Raw genomic sequence first — 19,871 nt, forward strand, 5'->3', positions numbered from 1 at the left:
TCAGGCGATCCTCAACAGTGCGACGCCCCAGGTGCCGAACCCGTGGCTGATGGTCATGACGATCTCCCCCGGCGCGACGCCGTCCTCCAGATACGTCTGCAGATTGATCAGGTTGTCGGCCGAATGCACGTGCGCGTAGTCGGCGATGTTGTCCAGGTAGCACAGGTCGTGGTCGAGTCCGGCCGAATCGGCCATGAATCGCACGGCCTCCTCGTTGACGTTGTTGGCGATGATGCGCCGCACGTCGCCGCGGTCCAGGCCGGCGCGGTCGAGCATATCGGCGACGGCGCGGGACAGGCCCCGCTTGGTCAGCCCGGCCAGGGCCGGCATCTTCGCCACCCGGATCAGCTGGTTGGTGCCCTGGTTCGAGCCGAGCACCTCGATCCGCGACGGTTCGGCGGAGGTGATCAGACAGGCGGCGGCGCCGTCGCTCAGTACCGAGAGCGCGTCGCGCAGAATGCGGGCGTGCGGGTCCGGGCACGCGTCGGAGGTGACCACCAGGACGTTGCGGGCCGATCCGGCGGCGACCAGGCTGTGCGCGATGCGCAGGGCACTGCCGAAATTCGCGCATTCGGCCAGCGTGACACCGATCGGAGTGGCGCGGGTGAGGCCGAAACGCTCACAGAAGCGCAGGAAGTCACCACCGGCCAGGGCGCCGGTTTCGGGGCTCGACGACGCGTAGACCAGCAGGTCGATCTCGGCGGCATCGACCGGGATCCGGTCGAGGGTGCTCGCGACCACTTCCGCGGCCAGTTGCAGCGGCGTCTGTTCGGTGCGGCAGTAGTGGTACAGGCCGAGGCCGTGCATATCGCGCAGCATGGCCGGATCGTCCCGCAGCGGTTCGAGGCCGGCGATCGGCTCGCGGGCGCCGACCGCGTAGGAGATCCCGTGCAGATAGACGCTCATCGGGACTCCTCCTCGCGTAAGCGGGCGGACAGATAGCGGTGCATCGCCCGTACGGTCGGATGTTCCCAGTGCACCGCGCCGGGCAGGTCGATGCCCAGGGCGGCCGACAGTCCGTTCTTGAATTCGAGCAGCGCCAACGAACTCATGCCGAGCTCCAGAAACGATGTGGCCGGGTCGATTTCGTCGGTGTCGATGCGCAGAACCGCCGCCGTCCTGCCCAGCAGCAGCTCCCACAGCGCGGCCTCGCGCTCCTCGGCCGGGAGGCGGCGCAACTCCTCCGCCAAGGCCGAGGTGGCGCCGGAACCCATGGCGCGCAACGGTTCGTACAGCGGTACGGTACGCGCGAAGGGGTGCGCGCCGAGCCAGGCGTCGGCATCGAGACCGATGATCGCCGCGCGGGGGCGGCCGTCGTCGAGCAGCGTCTCCAGCAGTGTGTACCCCGCCGCCGGTGTCAGCGAGCGGATTCCGCGGCCCGCCAGAAACTCCTCCGTCGCGGTGCTACGCGCGGCGAGCCCGGTATCGCGGAAGGGACCCCACGCCACCGCGGTGGCCGCCAGCCCCTGGGCGCGCCGGTAGTGGGCCAGGCCGTCGAGAAACGCGTTGGCGGCGGCATAGTTCAATTGACCGCCCGAGGGCAGCACCGTCGCGGTGGAGGAATACATCACGAAGTACTCGACGGGATCACCCGCCACGGCGCGGTGGACATTCCACGCTCCCAACGCCTTCGGGCGCAGCACCGGATCGAACTGGGCCCAGCTCTGATTGGTCAGTACGCCGTCACGCAGAACGGCCGCGAGATGGAACACACCGCGCACGGGACCGACCCGGGAGCGCAGCCGCGCGACGGCGGCGCCGACCTCGGCCGCGTCGGCGACGTCGGCGTGCTCCACCCGGACCCGTTCGCCCCCGGCATTGAGTTCGTCGATGATCGCGCGTTCCTCGGCATTCGGTTCGCGGCGGGCCAGCAGCCCGATCTGCGCGCCGCCGCGTTCGACCAGGGTGCGGGCCAGGTCGAGACCGAGCCCGCCCAGGCCGCCGGTGATCAGGATGCAGCCGGGTTCGGCCAGCCCCTGGGCGGCGCCGCGCACGATGTCGGTGGTGGCCGCGTCGTCGGTCACCAGCACCAGTTTCCCGGTGTGCGCGCCGGTGCTCATGAGACGAAAGACCTCGGGCGCCGCGGCGATCGGATAGGTCCGCACCGGAAGCGGTGTCAGTTCGCCGGAGACGACGCGGTCGAGGGTGTGGTGCAGCAGTTCGGCGAAGACGGCGGGACGTTCGCGATGCAGTCCGGCCATATCGACGGCGGTGTAGGTGATGCGGCGTTTGAAATGTTCCAGTGGGAGCCGCCCCGAGCCGTAGATATCGCGTTTGCCGAGCTCGAGGAAGATTCCGTCGGCGGCGACCGTGCGCAGACTCGCCTCGGCGGCCGCGCCGGTGAGGGAGTTGAGCACGATGTCCACGCCCGCACCGGCGGTGACGTCGAGCACCTGTTGCTCGAATTCCGTAGTGCGCGAATCGAAGACGTGCTCGATGCCCAGCTCGCGCAGGTAGCGGCGCTTGTCCTCGGTACCCGCGGTGGCGATGATCTCCAGTCCGTGTCGCCGTGCCATGGCGATGGCCGCCGAACCCGTTCCCCCCGTGCCCGAGTGGATCAGGATGCGCATGCCCGCGCGCACCCGGGCGAGATGTTCCAGCGCGTAGCACGCGGTCGTGTAGGCGGTGGGCAGCGCCGCGGCGTCGGTGAGCGGGAACGTCTCCGGCAGCCGATGGACCAGCGCCGCGTCGGCGACGGCATGGGTGGCCAGGCTGTTCAGTGCCACCGCCACCACTCGATCGCCCACGCGCACCGTATCGACCTCGGCGCCCACGGCGACGACGGTGCCGGCGCATTCCGATCCGAGTGGCACCTCGTCGAGATCGGAGAAGAAGCCCATGGCCCACATGACGTCGGCGAAGTTGAGACCGGCCGCGGCCACGGCGATGACGACCTCGCGCGGGCCCGGTCGCGGCAGGCCGCGTCCGCGCAGCGTCAGCGTCTGCAATCGGCCCGGCTCGTCGATATCCACCCCGAACCCGCGGGTTCCGGCTGCGACGACGGGCGGATCCGGATTCAGCCGGACCCGGTCGAGGCGCGCGACCCAGCGCATTCCGGCGCGCAGCGCGATATGTCGCTCACTGCCGTCGGCGAGTTCCGCGACCAGGTCGGCCGCGTCGTCGCCGTCCACGCCCGCATCGGCGGCGAGGTCGATGAGCGTGGTTCGCAATTCGGGGTGTTCGGCGGCCAGGGCCGTGCCGAAACCCCACAGACCGGCCTGCCACGGGTCGACGCATTCTCGCGCCACCGCCTGTCCGCCGCGCGTGACCACCCACAGGCGCGGCGCGGAGGGCATCCGCACGAGGGCGCGCGCGAGGCCGAGCAGGGCGGCGAGATCGGCGAATGCCGTTGCGCCGTCCTCGGTTCCGGCGAGGTAGAGGATGTGGTCCGCGGGTTCGTCGAAGGTCGCGGCCTCCGATTCGCTCTCGTCGGCGCTCGGCGCGACGGCTGCGGTGGCGGTCTCGGCGCCCGCTGCGACGAGCGCCCGGATCAGCGTCGCGGATCCCAGCGGTGCGTCGTCGTCCGCGTCCCCGCCGACGACCACCCAGCGCCCCGAGAGCCGGCCGGTGGTGCGCGGGCGCTGCTGCCAATCGACCGCGAGGACGGCGGCCTCGGCGGTATCCGCGCCGTCGACGCGGGTCGCGGTCAACTCGCGCACCGTGGCGACGAGGGCGCCGTCGTCGGCGTAGATGTCGAGATCGGCGGTCTGCAGGCGTCCCGCACGGGAGTAGCGGCGCACATGGGCGTGGACCTGCGGCGGAATGTGATCGGCGACGGACAGGGCGCCGATCGCGGACGGCAGGAACAGTTCGTCCCCGGCCAGGGCGCCGACCACCTGGAAACATCCGTCCAGCACCGCGGCCGCCGTCACCCCCTGCTCGGGATCACGCGCGCCGGTGACCGCGCTCACCCGGCCGAGCGCCTCGCCGTCGCCGACCGACAATTCCGTCACGGTGCGGAACGCGGGCCCGTAGCGGGTGCCGTTGCGGGTGTAGGCCGCGTAGAGATCCTGCGGGTCGACCGCGGTGCGGCAGCGCCGCTGTGCCGCGCTCAGGCCCGGCGCCTCGGGAAGGTGCTCGCCCGCGACGATCCGTCCGCGAGCGTGCTCGGTCCACACCGTGGCCGCGCCGCCCGACTCGGCCGAACGGGCGCTGATCCGAAATTCGTTGTCGCGCAACACCACCTGGACTCGGCGGCCGGGCTCGGACAAGGTCAGCACCCGTTCGAACCGGATATCGGCGAAATGGCATCCCGGTCCGAACCCGTGCTGCAAGCGTGCCGCGGCGGCGAGATTGACCAACCAGGCACCGGCGGCGACGGGGGTGTCGCCCACGGCGTGGTCGAGCAGCCAGGGCGAGCGGGCGGGATCGACCACCCGCTGCAGAAGGCGTTCGCCGCTGACGGACGATTCGACCACCGCCTGGCCGCCGTGCTGTTCGGCGGCCACGTCCCAATCGGAGCGCGCCCAGAACCGCTTGTGCTGCCACGGATACGACGGCAGGTCGACGATCCGGCCGCGCACCCCGGCTGCCGCCCAGTCCACGGGGAGTCCGTGCACGTACAACCGGGCGATCAGCTCCAGGATGTCGCGGCGCGCGTAGCCGTTGCGTTTCAGCGAACCGGCCACCGCGCCCCGGTCGTTCGAGGCGTCGATGCGGGCGCGGATACCGTCGACCAGAACAGGATTCGGCCCGATCTCGACGAAGGTCGCCGGACCCTCCGCGAGCACCCGCTCGACCGTCTCGTCGAGCCGGACCGTGCTGCGCAGATTGCGGGCCCAGTAGTCGGCGGTCAGCGCACCGGTGGGGACGTAATCGGACTCGACGGTGGACAGGAATGCGGCCCGGCCACCCGGGATCGCGGTGATGCCGGCGATCCGCTCGGCGAAGGCGTCCAGGTGCGGATCCAGCTGGCGACTGTGCGCGGCCGACTCGATCTTCACCCGGCGCGGGTCGTAACCCGCTGCGGCGAGAGCCTTTTCGAGCCGGTCGAGATCGGCGACCGAGCCGGAGACGACGACCTGCGCGGGACCGTTCACCGCGGCGAGGTCGAATTCGCCTTCGATCCGTTCCAGCCATCCGTCGAGCTCGCCGACGCTCATCGGCACCGACAGCATGCCGCCGGTTCCCTCGATCGCGCGCAGCACCCGGTTGCGGTGGACGATGACCGCGGCCGCGTCGGCGAGGCTCAGTGCCCCCGCGACCCGGGCGGCCGCGATCTCACCGACACTGTGGCCGATGACGGCATCGGGGCGGAATCCGTTCGCCGTGAGCAACTCCGCCAATCCGATCTGCACGGCGAAGGACATGGGCTGGGCGAGATCGATACGGCCGCCGTCGGATTCGCCGGCGGCCAGCAGTTCCGCGATATCGATGCCCAGATGGGGTTCGAACGCGGCCGCGCATCGCCGCGCCGCCTCCGCGAAGACCGGATGTTCGGCCATGAGCTGGGCGCCCATCCCGGGCCAGTGCCCACCGAATCCGGCGAAGACGAAGACCAGCGCGCCCGGTTCGCCGCGGCGGCCCCGAATCACGCCCGCGCGGTCACGGTCCTCGGCGATGGCGGTAAGGCCGCGTTGCAGCGCGGCGGCGGTTTCGCCGATCACCACGGCACGATGGTCGAGGGCGGCGCGGCGGGACGCGGTGAAGCACAGGTCACGCGCCGGCGTACCGGCTCCCAATTCGTCGCGCAGGCGAAGTGCCGTCTCTCGCAGCGCCTGCCCGGTTGCCGCCGACAGCGGCAGGACCAGCAGTTCCCGCGCCGGTTCGGCGGCTTCCTCGGGTGCCGGCCCGGTTACGGGGGCCGCGGTGATGATCGTATGGGCGTTGGTCCCGCTGAATCCGAACGCGCTGACCCCGGCGTAGACCGGTTCGGCGCCGGGGATCTCCTGCGCCTCCGCTGGGATCACGATCGGCGTGGCATCCCAGTCGATCAGCGGATTCGGCGCGTCGAAATGCAGTGTGGGCGGGACGATCCGGTCGCGGACGACCGTGATGGCCTTGAGCAGCCCGGCGATCCCGGCGGCCGGTTCCAGATGCCCCAGGTTGCCCTTGGCCGATCCGACGAGCAGCGGACGGTCGCGTTCGGCGCCGAAAACCGCCGAGAGCGCGCGTAATTCGATCGGATCGCCGAGCGGGGTGCCGGTGCCGTGTGCCTCGATGTAGTCGATGCGGCCGGCTTCCACCTTGGCCTCGCGCAGCGCATCCCGCAGCACCTGTTCCTGCGCGCGGCCGTTGGGGGCGGTGAGGCCGTTGCTGCGACCGTCCTGATCGACGGCGGTAGCCACGATCGAGGCCAGTACGCGGTCGCCGGCGGCGTGAGCGGCGGATTCGCGCTTCAGCACGACCACGCCGCAGCCCTCGCCGCGTACCAGTCCGTCGGCGGCCGCGGAGAAGGGTGCGCAGCGATTGCTCGGCGAGGGCGCCCGCAGTTTCGACATCGAGATCATCGACTGCGGGGAGACGATCAGATTTACTCCGGCCACCAGGGCCAGATCGCACTCGCCCGAACGCAGGCTCTGTACCGCCAGATGCAGCGCGACCAGCGCGGACGAGCATGCGGTGTCGACGACCAGGGCGGGGCCCTGCAGTCCGAGGTGATAGGCGATCCGCCCGGCCGCCACCGACGGCGCCAGACCGGTCGCGGAGTAGATGTCGATCGCCGCCGGGTCGGTGGCCGCGGCACCGTAATCGTTGGGGCACATGCCGACGAAGACGCCGGTTCGGCTCTCACGCAGGGTTTCCGGTGCGACAGCGGCGTGTTCGAGCGCCTCCCACGTGACCTCGAGCAGCAGCCGCTGCTGCGGGTCCATGGCCTCGGCCTCGCGCGGTGAGATACCGAAGAAGGCGGCATCGAAATCGCCGATATCGGTGAGGGCGCCCATCTTCGCGATGAAGGATCGGCCGGGTGCGTCGGCATCGGCGTCGTAGTAGTGCTCGACGTCCCAGCGGTCGGACGGAATGTCGACCACACCGTCGCCGCCCGCACGCAGGAATTCGGCGAATCCGTCCAGCGAATCGACCCCGCCGGGCAGGCGGCAGCCCGCACCGATCACGGCGACCGGCTCACTGCGCTGGGCCAACGCCCCACGGGCGGTGCGCAAGGCGGCGATGGCGCCGCGTAAGGCCTCGCTGCTGTCGCCGCCCTCGGGCAGCGCACTCGGATTCGTCGCGGTCGGGGTCAACGCAGCACCTCTTCCAGGGCGGCCACTTCCGCGCGAGCCAGCGCGATGAGATCGGATTCGCTCAGCCCGTCGAGCGGCGTGCGGGTCGTGCTGACGGGGATGTCGAACGGCGCGGGGTGCGGGTCCGCCGCGGTCGCCGGTTCCGCAACCGGTTCGGGCGGAATCGTCGGCGCGACGGCCAACCGAGCGGTGAGTTCGGTGATTTGCGCTGTCGCCGTGGGGAATTCGAAGGCGAACGCCGCCTCGATCGGCAGTGCGAGCGCACGGCCCAGGACGGTGCGCAGTTCGATCGCCATCAACGAGTCGAAACCGAGTTCCTGCAACGGGGTGTGCAGATCGACGGGATCGGACTCCGGCATCTGGAACACCTGCCGGATACTCGCCACGACGACCACGCTCACCCGGCGGCGCAGGAGAAACAGGTCCGCGTCCGACCGCGCGGGTGCGACGTCCGCGATCGCCGGGGCGTTCGGCACGGTCGCACCGGCTCCGGTGCGCGCGGGCGATTCGGGGACGGTGGAATCGGCGGCAGCTCCCCGGACTTCGCCCGATGCGGTCGTGGCCGGACGCGACGCGTCGGCCGCGTCGAGTCCGGCCGTCCGGGCGGCGTCGCGGGCGTCCACGCCGAGCGCTTCGGCATGCGGTGGGAGCGCCGTCGCGGCCGGTGCACTCGGTTCACCGTGGGTCGAGCCGGGTGCTTCCACCCAGAACCGGCGGCGTTGGAATGGATAGGTGGGCAGCGTGATCCGGGGGTAGTGGGCGCCGTGCAGGTCACGCAGGTCGTCGACGGCTCCGGCCGCGAACAGTCCGGCCGTGCACCGGGTCAGCTCGCCGCGGGTGGTACCCGTGGTGAGCCGGCGGTTCTCGGATTCGGTCAGGCGGGTGCCGCCGAGGTCGGTCAGCGTCGCCCCCGCGACTTCGGCGACGACGGTGCAGTCGAGTTCCCGCAGGGTGTCGAAGGCTCGGTCCAGGTGTGCGGGCCACAGCGGGCGGGCCGACCAGTAGGCGGGATCGGCTGCTTCGCGGCCGAGGCGCGTCCCGGTGTGCGCGGAGACGACGGTGAGTTCCGGCTCGCCCGGCTGCCCCAGGTCGGGCACGGCCGTTCCCAGGTGGTCGCGCAGTTCGGCGTGGGTCGTGGCGGCGATACCGGCGGCGCGCAGGCGGTGCAGCAGCGGCTCGCGGCCGCCGGGACCGGCCTCCAGCAGGTAGCGGTTGCCGGTGTGACCGCACAGGCGCGCACCGGTTTCGCGGACCACCGCGTCGAGCAGCTCACCGTCGTCGGTGCGTGCCACCGCACGCTCACCGAGCAGGGCCGCCGTCGACACCGAGGCGCGCAGTGCCACAGCGGGTTCCAGAATTCCGGCGATCGCGGCGACGACGTACTCCCCCACCCCGACGCCCAGGACGGCCGCCGGGCCCAGTCCGAATGCCAGCAGTTGGCGAGTGAGGGCGTAGCGGTGTACGAAGGCCAGCGCATCCGCCAGGCCGGGTACCCGCTGCGCCTGATGGGGTGCGAGCCCCGCGAACAGGGCGGTACGAAAACTCTCCCGGGACGAGGTCGCGTCCAGGCATTCGTCGACCGCGGCGCGGAAAACGCCGGAGCCGGTGTAGTTCTCGCGATCGAGCGGCTCCACACCGGGTTCGCGATGGCCGATCAACAGGGCGGTGCGCACGGCGCGACCGCGCGGCACATGGCCGGTCACGACCGCCGGCTGCCACTGCCCGGCGGAGTGGGCGTCCAAGGCGGCCGCCATCGCGGTCGTACTCCCGGCCACGACGGCGAGCCGATGTTCGAACGTATTCCGGCCTAGATTCGCTGTCGCACAAATAGATTCGAGCTGTGTGGGCTCGGCGGTGCGCAGCGCCAGCGCGAAGCGCCGCGACTGCGCCCGCAACGCTTCGTCGGTCCGCGCGGACAGCGTCAGCAGACCCGAGGGCACGGCGGTGCCGGGTGCAGCGGCCACCGGCGGCTGTTCGACCACCACGTGCGCGTTGGTCCCGCTGAACCCGAACGAACTGACACCCGCGATCCGCGATCCCGCCGGCCACGGTGTGGTCTCGGTGACCACCCGCGCCGAGCCGGACGCCCAATCGATGCGCGGATTCGGTTCCCGCACATGCAGGGTCGGCGGCACCACACCGCGTTGTACGGCCAGGGCCGCCTTGATCAGGCCGGCGATCCCCGCAGCCGTCTCGGCGTGCCCGAAATTCGATTTGATCGACCCGACCCACAGCGGCGCCCGGGCGGCGCCGAAGACGGAATTCAGCGCGCCGATTTCGATCGGATCGCCCAGGGCGGTGCCCGTGCCGTGCGCCTCGATGTAGTTCACCTGCGCCGGTTCGACATTCGCCGTCCGCAGCGCGGCCCGCACCACCGCCTCCTGGGCACGGGCGCTCGGCACGGTGAGCCCGCCGGTCCGGCCGTCGTGGTTGACCGCGGAGCCGCGGATCACCGCGTAGATCCGGTCGCCGTCGCGCTGGGCCTGCGACAACCGCTTGAGCACCACCAGACCGGCCCCCTCGGCGCGGCCGTACCCGTCGGCGGAGGCATCGAAGGTCTTGCAGCGGCCGTCCGGCGAGAGCGCGCGTATGCGGCAGCAGAACATCGTCGAGAACGGCGAGAGGATCAGATTCACGCCACCGGCCAGCGCGGTCGAACAGTCGCCGTTGCGCAGGCTCTGCACCGCCTGATGCACCGCCACCAGCGACGACGAGCACGCGGTGTCGACCAGCGACACCGGTCCGTGCAGATCGAGGGTGTACGCCACCCGGCCCACCGCGATACTCGGTGTATTGCCCAGTCCCGCATAGGCGTTCATGGCCTCGGGGATATCGGCGACGGCGACGCGGTCGTAGTCGCGCCAGCTCAATCCGACGAACAGCCCGGTATCGGATCCGCGCAGCCGCTGGGGCGCGATACCCGCGTTCTCCACCGCCTCCCACGCGATTTCCAGCAGCAGCCGCTGCTGCGGATCCATCGCGTGCGCTTCGCGCGGGGAGATGCCGAAGAAGTCGGCGTCGAACATGTCCACGGCGTCGAGGAATCCGCCGCGGGTGGTGTAGATGGTGCCGGGCTTGTCCGGGTCCGGATCGTAGAACCGCTGCACATCCCATCGATCGCCGGGCTGTTCGTCGGTGGCGTCGACACCGCCGGCGACGATGTCCCACAGGCTGTCCGGATCGGTGATGCCGCCGGGGAACCGGCAGCCGATGCCGACGATCGCGACGGGTTCCGCCGGGCGGGGTTCGGCCAGCCGCTCGCGGGCCGCACGCAGGGCCGCGGCGATGCGCTGTTCGCGGTCGGGTGTCGCACCGCCGGTGCCGGCGGATTCGGAAGGTGCTGCGGACATATCCCTCACCACTGTGCGTCGCTGTGTAATGCCGCCTCCAGCAGAGCCAGCTCGGCGGCGATCGGGTCCTCCGGCGGTGGTGCCGCGGGCCGGGCCGACGGGGCCGGTGGCGACTCGGCCGAAGCCGACGCGGCCGCACCCGAGACAGGCGGAGTTGTCCCGGCCAAGGTCGGTTCACTCGAAGCCGTTGCGTCCGAATACGACTCGGTCGGCGCGTCCGGCGCGTCCGCTTCCCCGGAACCGATTGCGGCCGAAAGATATTCGGCCGCTTTCTCGACGGTCGGATAGTCGAATCCGAAGGTCGCGGGCAACGCGAGTCCGAAACCGTCCTGCAGGCGCGAGCGCAGTTCGACGACCGCGAGGGAGTCCATGCCGAGCTCGGTGAAACCCTCCTCCGGGTCGATCAGATGCCCGTCGTCGAGTCCCAGCACCGCCTTCACCTCGGTGGCCGTCAGATCACGGACGAGGGCCGGCCGGTCGGTCCGGGCAGCGGCCAGGACCCGTTCCCGCAGCGAGGCGGCCGGTCCGGCAGCGGCGGGGGTGGCGGCGATACTTCCGTACCACGGGTCACCGCCCGCGGCCGCGGCCAGTTTCGGCCAGTCCAGATCCGCGGCGACGACGGTCGGTCCGGCTGCGACCAGATTGCCGGCGAGCAACCGCAGCCCCTGTTCCGGTGAGAGCGGGCGATAACCGCGCAGCCGGGCCCGCTCGCGCTCCTCGGCGTCGAGACGGGCCGCCATCCCGATCTCCCCCCACGGACCCCACGCGATGCTGGTGGCGGGAATGCCCTGGGCCCGCAGCACGGACGCGTACCCGTCCAGATAGGCATTGGCCGCAGCGTAGTTGGCTTGCCCGCCCGCACCCACGGTCGCCGTCAGAGACGAGAAGCACACCACGAAATCGGTTTCCGCGCCGATGATGTCGCGCAGCGAACGAATCCCGCCGACCTTGGGCGCGAGGACCTTTTCGAACCGGCCGGCGTCCAGCCCGGCGATCGTCGCATCGTCCAGCACACCGGCCGCGTGCACGATCCCGCCGAGCGGATGCGGCGCGGCGGCGACCACGCCGGCGAGCGACTCGGCGCCGATATCGGCGGTATGCACGGTGACCGGGCAACCACCGTCGCGGATCTCGTCCAGCAACTGCGCGGTCTCCGGATCGGGGGCGGCGCGGCCGACGAGTACGAGGTGGCCCGCGCCCTGTTCGGCCAGCAGCTGCGCCACGCGCGGGCCGATGCCCCGCAGACCACCCGTGACGAGATAACTGCGATCGGATTGGATCCGCACATCCGTCCCCGGATGTGCACGGCGAAGGCGCGCGACGTAGCGATCCTGCCCGCGATGCGCGATCCGCATCTCCGGCGACCACCGGTGGATCTCTTCTGCCAGACGCGCCAGCGAAGAATCGGAGTCGTCGTCCAGATCGACTGTGCTGCACTGCAATTCCGTATACTCGCGACGCACGACCGTGGCGATACCCCACAGCATGGTCGCGGCCGGATCGGTGACGTCGGCGTCGCCGGTCACCGGCTGAGCGCCACGAGTCGGCCACCATACGCGGACGCGTTCGGACGCCAGCGCCGGTAGCGGTCGCACGGCCGCGGCACACCGCTGGGCGGCCTCGCCGACGAACTGCGCGCTCTCACCGTCCGTCGCGGACAGGCCGCGTAGGTCGACGAAGCCGCGACGATCCGCCGCGGCGAATTCCGCCGGCCACGAACCTATTCCGGCATCGGACGTGATGTGGCGGGTGATGCCCGCTCCCGGCGGTACCTCCGTGCCGATCAGCACGGTCACGGCCGGAATCGCCCGCTCGCGCAGCACCCGCGCGAACCGGCTCAACCGGTCGGGTTCGTCGTCGACCACCAGCAGCGACACCGGCTCGGCGCCCGTCCCGGCCGCCACGGTGCGCTGCCAGTGCTGTTCGTGGGTGATATCGGCCGTCTTGTGGGCGAGCGCCCGCTCCACCTGCGCGCGGCTGATGCGCCGCGATTCGAATCCGTCCACGGCGACCACCAATTCGCCGGTGACGTCGTACATCCGGATATGCGCGGTGAACGCCTCGTCCCCCGCGCCGTGCCCGCCCGCCAATCGGGCGTGGATCCACAGCGGGCCCTCGGTGCGGCGACCGGAGAAGTAGTAGCGGTCGATACTGAACGGAACGTAGATGTTCTCCTGTGCCCGCAGCAGCGCGTTGTCGTATTTCCAGCAGCTGTTGAGCACCTGGAACGCGGCTTCGACCAGCCCCGCGTGCAACGGTTCCGGTCCGATCTCCACACCCTCGGGGCGGGTGGTCAGGCACAGTGCCTCGTTGTCGCCGCGCCAGATGGTCTCGATCCAGTGGAAGGAGTTCCCGGTGTCGAGCCCCGGCACCCAGACGTCCCGATAGAACTCGAGTCCGGACAGCTCCTGTGGACAGCGGGCGAGAACATCGCCGCGATCGGCAGCACCGAAGGTCGAATCCGATTCGGCGGGAGCGCTGTCCAGTGCGGTGCGGAACAGCGCCGGCCAGGCCGCGCCCGCACCGGATTCCTCCTCCGCCACGAGGGTCACGTCCCAGCCCGAACCGTTCGGGCGCAGCACCAACTGCGCACGGCGGCTCCCGCCGTCGGACACGGCGAACGGATTGAGGAACAACGTGTCCCGCAGCGCGTACGGCCCGTCGATGTGGTGGGCCGCCGCGGCCAGCACCATCGCGATATGCGAGGCACCGGGCACGACCGCGGTGCCGAACAGCCGGTGATCGGTCACATACGACGGGGAGTCGCAGGCGAAACGTCGTTCGTAGCGGATCTCCTCCGAAAGCGGCAGATCCACCGCACGGCCGGGCAACCCGGCGTCCTCGGCGGCGCCGACGGTACGGCGGAGCGCACGTTCCGGTTCGACCCAGAAGCGGCCGCGCTGGAAGGCATAGGTGGGCAGCGGGATTCGGCGCCCCAGGGCGAACGGGCCCCACGGCGTCGGGCAGATGTCCATACCGCCCGCGTAGAGTTTCGCCGCAGCGATCAGCAGCGTCCGCTGGAAATCGTGCGGCCCGTCGGCCGCGAGCACGGTCTGCACCCCGTGCCGATCGGCGGCCAGCCGCACCCGGGCGCGTTCATCGCTGCGCCGGCCCAGTACCAGCATCCGATCGCAACCCGCGGCCGTCACACACGACTCGACGTCCGATGCTTGCGAGACGAGCCACAGCTCGCGGCGATCACCACCCGTCGTCAGCGGTGTCGCGGCGGCGGCGTGTCGCATCGCGGTCGTCAGATCCACGACACCGGATATCACCGCTGCCACGTATTCGCCTGTGCCGTAACCGATCACCGCGTCCCACCGCAGACCGCACGCCCGCCACACCTGCACCAGGACGTACAGCCGGGCCAGATCCGCTTGTACTCCGGTGGGTTCGGCGCCGCCGAGCGCGGCGGTCACCTCCGCCCGCGCCGTCCGCACCACCGCATCGTCGGCGTACAGGTCGAGGAATGTGTCGACGCCGGCTTCGGGAGCGTCGCCCAGGACCAGGCTCAGCCGCCGGTCCGCATGCTGTTCCGCCCAGGTGAACAATGCCGCTGCTGGTTCCCCACGCAGGTAGGCCGCCAGCGCCGCCCGCAACTCGGGCAGCGAGGAGATCACCGCGGCTACTCGACGCTCGTGCTGCTCGCGACCGAAACCTGTTGTGTAGCAGATATCTTCGACGGCGGTATCGTCGGTCAGCCGATCGAGGTAGCGTTGCGCCAGGTCGCGCAGGGCCGCATCGGAACGCGCCGACAACCGGAACAGACCGGTCCAGCCCGCGGGTAGGTCGGTGGCGGCGCGCGGCGGTGCGGCCTCGAGCACCGCGTGCGCGTTGGTGCCGCCGATGCCGAACGCCGACACGGTGGCGATCCGCGGCCGATCCGACGGCCACGCCCGCGACCGCGGCGAAACCTGGAACGGCGTCTCGGACCACGGGATCCGGCTACTGGGCCGCTCCAGATTCGCCAGTCCCGGCAGAACCGCGTGATCCACTGCCAGCACGGCTTTGACGAATCCCGCTATTCCGGCGGCGGTATCGAGATGGCCGATATTGGCCTTCACCGAACCGACGTCGCACCGATCCTCGCGCGGGCCCCCGAAAGCTTCGGTGAGCGCGGCGATCTCCATCGGATCGCCCATCGGAGTGGCCGTTCCGTGTGCCTCGACGTATCCGATCTGCGCGGGCACGATCCCGGCCACCCGGTGGGCCCGGCGGATGACCTCGACCTGCCCGTCGACACTCGGCGCGGTGAAGCCGACCTTCGCCGCGCCGTCGTTGTTGATCGCGGTGCCGCGCACCACGGCGAAGATCCGGTCACCGTCGCGCACCGCGTCGTCGAGACGTTTGAGGACGACCACGCCCGCACCGTTGCCGAAGATGGTGCCGCCGGCCTGTTCGTCGAAGGCGCGGCAGTGCCCGTCGGGCGAGGCGACCATCCCCTCCTGATGCAGGTACCCGACCCGATCCGGCACGCGCACGGCGACGCCACCGGCCACTGCGATCTCACATTCGCCGCGGCCGATGGATTGGCAGGCCAGATGGACCGCGACCAGCGAGGTCGAACACGCGCTCTGCACGGTGACGGCAGGTCCGTGCAGGTCGAGACGGTAGGCGATCGAGGTGGGCAGGAAGTCCGGTTCGTTGCCCACCTTGATCTGATAGTGCTGGGTAGAGGGCAGCCGGGTGAAGTCGTCGGCGAAATAGCGATGGAAGTAGCTGCTGGGCAGTCCGCCCACGAACACCCCGGTGCGCGGCCGCTGCGGCGCACCACCGTAGCCCGCGTGTTCGAGCGCCTCGACGGCGCATTCGAGCAGCAGCCGGTGCTGCGGATCGGTGAGCTGCGCCTCGCGGGCGGTGAAGCCGAAGTAGTCGGCGTCGAATCCGGCGACATCGTCCAGGACCGCCGCGGTGCGCACGTAATTCGGCGCGGCCATGCGCTCGGCCGATTCGCCCGCGGCCCGGAGTTGCTCGTCGTCGAGTTCGGTCATCGTCGTGCGCGCCCCCGCGATGACATCCCAGAATTCGTCGAGATCGGCCGCGCCCGGCACGCGCACGGCCATCCCGATCACCGCGAACGGGCCGCTGTGGTCGGCGGCCTCGTCGGCCACGTCTCGGGCGGCCACCGAGCCGGCGAGGGCAGCGGCCAGGGAGGCCACGGTCGGATAGCGGAAAAGGTCCGTGCGCGCGATCGAGATGCCGAGTGCCTCTTCCAAGGCCAGGTGCACCCGGGCGACGAGCAGTGAATTGCCGCCGAGATCGAAGAAATTCGCGGTGGCGGGGACCGAGTCGCATTCGAGCACTCGCGCCCACACCGCCGCTATCGCGTCGGAGAGTTCGTTCGCTGACGCCGTGGTTGCGCCGGGCACCGTCGTGACGGGTGCGGGCAAACTCCTGCGGTCGATCTTCCCGGCGGCATTACGCGGAAACTCCTCGAGCACAACGAATCTCGACGGAACCATATAGGCAGGCAGCAGCGCACGGGCATGTTCACGCAACACATCGGCGTCGACCTCCGCGTCGTGCGCGGAGCTCACGTAGCCGACCAGTTCGCTGCGCTGCGGATCATCGCCGAAGACCGTGACCACGGCCTCGCGCACCCCGTCGGCGGTGCGCAACACCGCCTCGACTTCACCGGCCTCGATGCGCAGGCCACGCAATTTCAGCTGATGGTCGGCCCGGCCGAGGTATTCCAGGCGTCCGTCCGGCAGCCGCCGCACCCGATCGCCGGTGGCGTACAGCCGTTCTCCGGTCCGCCGATCGGCGACGTAGCGGCCGATCTCGTCGGCGGGATCGACGTAGCCGCGCGCCAGGCAGACTCCGGCCAGATGCAGCTGCCCCGGAACTCCCACGGGTACAAGGTGTCCCGCCGCGTCCAGGACGACGGCGCGCACGTTCTCGATCGGCCGGCCGAGGGTGACCGCCGATCCCGGAAGTATCTGTTCCCAGGTGACGTCGACGGCCGCTTCGGTCGGTCCGTAATAGTTGCAGAGCGCGGTATCCGGCAGCAGCCGATGGAATTCGGCGGCCACATCCGCGGGCAGCGCCTCACCGCTGGTGGTCACATAGCGCAGCGAGGTGCACGCCTCGACTCCCGGCTCGGCCAGCCACGTGCGCAACATCGAGGGCACGAAGTGAGCGACGGTGATCCTCTGCGCGCGAATGGTTTCCAGCAGGTAGCGCGAATCCCGGTGTCCCTCCGCATCGCACAGCACCGACTGCGCGCCGTGCACCAGCGGATAGAACAGATCCCACACCGAGACGTCGAAGGTCAGCGGTGTCTTCTGCAGCACCCGATCCGATTCGTCGATGCGAATCGCGTCGTGCAGCAGGCGATTACAGATCGCCGCGTGTTCGATCAGCACACCTTTGGGCCGGCCGGTCGAGCCGGAGGTGTAGATGACGTAGGCCAGATCCGTCGGCGCGCCGACCCGCGCGGGCGCGGGCTCGACCTGTTCCAGGTCGTCCCATACCGCATCCAGATCGATCGCCGTGACGCCCTCGACCGATAAGCGTCCGGCGATGTCGGCGTCGTCGCACAGCACCACCGACGCACCGGAATCCGCGAGGATCGTCGCCAGCCGCGCATCCGGATCCGCGGGATCCAGCGGCAGATAGGCCGCACCGGCCTTCATGACGCCCAGCGCCAGCACCGGTACCCGGGGCGAGCGCCGCAGGCACAGCGCGACGATCTGCCGGGGCCGCACACCCACGGCGCTCAGATATCCGGCCGCCCGCGCGGCGCGGTCGTCGAGTTCGCCGTAACTCAGCGTGCCCGCCTCGGAAATCACCGCGGGCCTGTCCGGCCGGCGCGCCGCTCGTTCGGCGATCAGTGCGTGCAGGGTGGTCGCGGGGCGGGCCACCAGCGGCCCGGTCGACCACTCGTCGAGGGCCGCCCGGTCGTCGTCCGGCAGCATCGGCAGGGCCGCGAGCGCGGTATCCGGATGGGCGGTGAACGCGTCGATCAGCAGCGCCCACTGCGCAAGGAGCCGGCACACCGTCTGCGGCTCGAATAGTTCGGCGTCGTATTCGCAGCGCAGTTCATTGGCGCCGCGATCGTCGACGAAGACCAGATCGCAGCCGACGACGGCCTCGAGCGCATCCTCCACCGCGTCCGGATCGTGGTCGCCGGTGACCTCGCAGTAGGCGATCTGGAACAGCGGATGACGATCGAAGATCGGTGTGGGGCAGAGTTTCCCGATCAACTCGTCGATGTCGAAGCCGGCGCGTGCGGCCACCAGCCGCGACCGGGCGTCGTCGACCTCGACGGCCAGCGCTTCCGCCGGGCGATCCGGTTCGACGGCGATCCGCAGCGGAATCGGTGAATCATCCTCTGGCGCAATCACACCGAGTGTGACCTCGGCGTGTCCGGAATACCTGTGGATCAGGGCGACCAGCGCCGCCACCGCCGGACCCGGCGCGCCGGGACGATACTCCTCCCGGGCACGCAGATATCGCTGCACCGGTGCGCGGCGGAAATCGGTGGCGATGGCGAGGACGCCGGGAAGAAAGTCGGCTTGCACAGTAACTCGATCCCACTTATCCGGCGCGAACCGGCTCTACCAGGTAATTGCCGATGGCCAGCACGTCCAGTCCGGCGGTGACGAAGGTGTCGAGGCCCTCGCCCGGCGTGCACACGATCGGCTGGCCCTTCACGTTGAACGAGGTGTTCAGCAGGATCGGCGTACCGGTTTCGCGCCGGAAGGCGTCGATCACCGTCCAGAACCGTTCGTTGCGGTCCCGCGACACCGTCTGTACCCGGGCCGATCCGTCGACATGGGTGACCGCCGGCAACCCCTCGCGGAATTCCGGCCGCACCGAGGTGATGAACAACATCCAGGCGTAGGTGTCGATCTCGGTGTCCTTGATGTCGAAATACGTGGTCGCGTACTCGTCGAGGACCGCGGGAGCGAAGGGCCGGAAGCCCTCCCGCTTCTTCACCTTCGCGTTGATGATGTCGCGCATCCGCGGATGGCGCGGGTCACCGAGAATGCTGCGATTGCCCAGGGCTCGCGGACCGTACTCCAGGCGCCCCTGGAACAGTGCCCCGATCTGCCCGGCGGCCAACCGGCGGCCCAGTTCCCCGGCCAGCGCCGCGAAGTCGTCGAATCGCGTTGCGGTGCAATCGGTCCGACTCGCCAGCGCCGCCGCGATCTCGTCGTCGGAATATTCCGGGCCGTTCAGCGGGGTCTCGATGCCCGCGATCGGGGCGGCCTGCTCACGCTGATGGTGAACGTACAGCGCGGCACCCAGCGCGGTGCCGTCGTCACCGGCCGCGGACTGGATGAACATGCGCTTGAACTGGCGGCTGCGCAGAATCACGCCGTTCGCCGTGCAGTTGAGCGCGACCCCGCCGGCCATGCACAGATTCTTCGCACCGGTCTGTTTGCGGAAGTGGCGCAGCGTATGCAGCAGCGTCGCCTCGAGCGCCGCCTGCAGGGCGGCCGCGATATCGCGGTGGTGGTCGGTCAGTTCGTCCTCGGGGCCGCGGGCCGGTCCGAAGATCTCCTCGACGGCTTTCAGTGTGCCGCGGTAGGTTTCCCGGTCCAGATCGGTTTCGTTGCGGTACAGGATGGGAATCGTGAAGGTACCGTCCGGCCGCAGATGAATGAGATCCATCATCGCCGCGAAGTGTTTGCGGTGGTCACCGTAGGGCGCCAGCCCCATGATCTTGTATTCGTCGAGGCCGAACGCGAAGCCCAGATAGTAGGTGAAGACGCCGTAGAGAATTCCCAGGGAATTCAGCTCCGAGACCGTCGCGATCGGTTCGATGCCCGCATCCGTTCCGAGCGCGACGGTCGCGCTGTGCTGCTCTCCCATGCCGTCGGCCACCAGGATCAGCGCCGAATCGAATCCGCTCGGATAGAACGTGCTGGCCGCGTGGGCCAGGTGATGCGGTACCTGCACCAGCCGGTCGTCCCAGTCACCGCCGAAGGTTTCCGCGAGTGTGTCCAGCAGCACCTGGCGGGCGAAGACCTCACGGAAGCGCGCGCGCCCGAGTTCACTGTGGTCGAATTCGGCGCGCAGCGGCTCGTAGGAGAAACCGTGCGCCAGGACGTCGAGCGCATCGACCGAGATCCCGGCCCGCTCACAGCCGAAACGGATGGCGTGTTCGGGAAAGGCGCCGGTCGCCTTCTCGCCGGTGAACCGCTCCTCGGCGACCGCGCTGACCAGCTCGCCCTCGTGCAACAGCGCCGCCGCGGAATCGAAGCCCTGGGTGATGCGATAGTCCCGCCAGTCCAGTCCCGGGAAGCGGGCCTGCTTGAACGGCACACTGTTGTGCAGACCGCTGATCCCCATGATCGACTTCGGTTGCGCGGCTGGTGTTCTCACCATG

5 protein-coding genes are annotated in these 19,871 nt (G+C 70.2%); all 5 read right to left on the bottom strand.

Annotation, left to right across the window (positions count from 1 at the left end):
- The 5 genes from AC5592_RS14665 to AC5592_RS14685 are packed head-to-tail and all read right to left on the bottom strand — an operon-like array spanning position 1 to position 19,870.
- A complete protein-coding gene (locus tag AC5592_RS14665) occupies positions 1-906 on the bottom strand; it encodes a 3-oxoacyl-[acyl-carrier-protein] synthase III C-terminal domain-containing protein (protein WP_036505441.1) in 906 nt (301 codons plus the stop codon).
- Positions 903-7,184, bottom strand: a complete 6,282-nt coding sequence (locus AC5592_RS14670; RefSeq protein WP_063064493.1) for a type I polyketide synthase — start codon at positions 7,182-7,184, stop codon at positions 903-905. The genes AC5592_RS14665 and AC5592_RS14670 overlap by 4 nt, the downstream gene beginning before the upstream one ends.
- The gene (locus AC5592_RS14675; protein WP_063064494.1) at positions 7,181-10,534 is read right to left on the bottom strand and encodes a type I polyketide synthase; all 3,354 of its coding nucleotides are present in this window, start codon (positions 10,532-10,534) and stop codon (positions 7,181-7,183) included. Before AC5592_RS14675 ends, AC5592_RS14670 begins: the two co-directional genes overlap by 4 nt.
- A gap of 5 nt (positions 10,535-10,539) precedes the next feature.
- Complete coding sequence (locus AC5592_RS14680; RefSeq protein WP_063064495.1) at positions 10,540-18,057, bottom strand: amino acid adenylation domain-containing protein; 7,518 nt, start codon at positions 18,055-18,057, stop codon at positions 10,540-10,542.
- 16 nt (positions 18,058-18,073) lie between these two features.
- Positions 18,074-19,870: a carbamoyltransferase family protein gene (locus tag AC5592_RS14685; RefSeq protein ID WP_063064496.1), complete on the bottom strand. Its 1,797-nt coding sequence runs from the start codon at positions 19,868-19,870 to the stop codon at positions 18,074-18,076.
- Between the last annotated feature and the right edge of the window lies 1 nt (position 19,871).

It is taken from the genome of Nocardia violaceofusca NBRC 14427, from assembly GCF_963869435.1.
Classification (GTDB): domain Bacteria; phylum Actinomycetota; class Actinomycetes; order Mycobacteriales; family Mycobacteriaceae; genus Nocardia; species Nocardia aobensis.

What these genes read in the sequence shown, in the direction of transcription:
- AC5592_RS14665 (WP_036505441.1), bottom strand. Translation starts at nt 906, where the DNA reads ATGAGCGTCTATCTGCACGGGATCTCCTACGCGGTCGGCGCCCGCGAG.
- AC5592_RS14675 (WP_063064494.1), bottom strand. Translation starts at nt 10,534, where the DNA reads ATGTCCGCAGCACCTTCCGAATCCGCCGGCACCGGCGGTGCGACACCC.
- AC5592_RS14685 (WP_063064496.1), bottom strand. Translation starts at nt 19,870, where the DNA reads ATGGTGAGAACACCAGCCGCGCAACCGAAGTCGATCATGGGGATCAGC.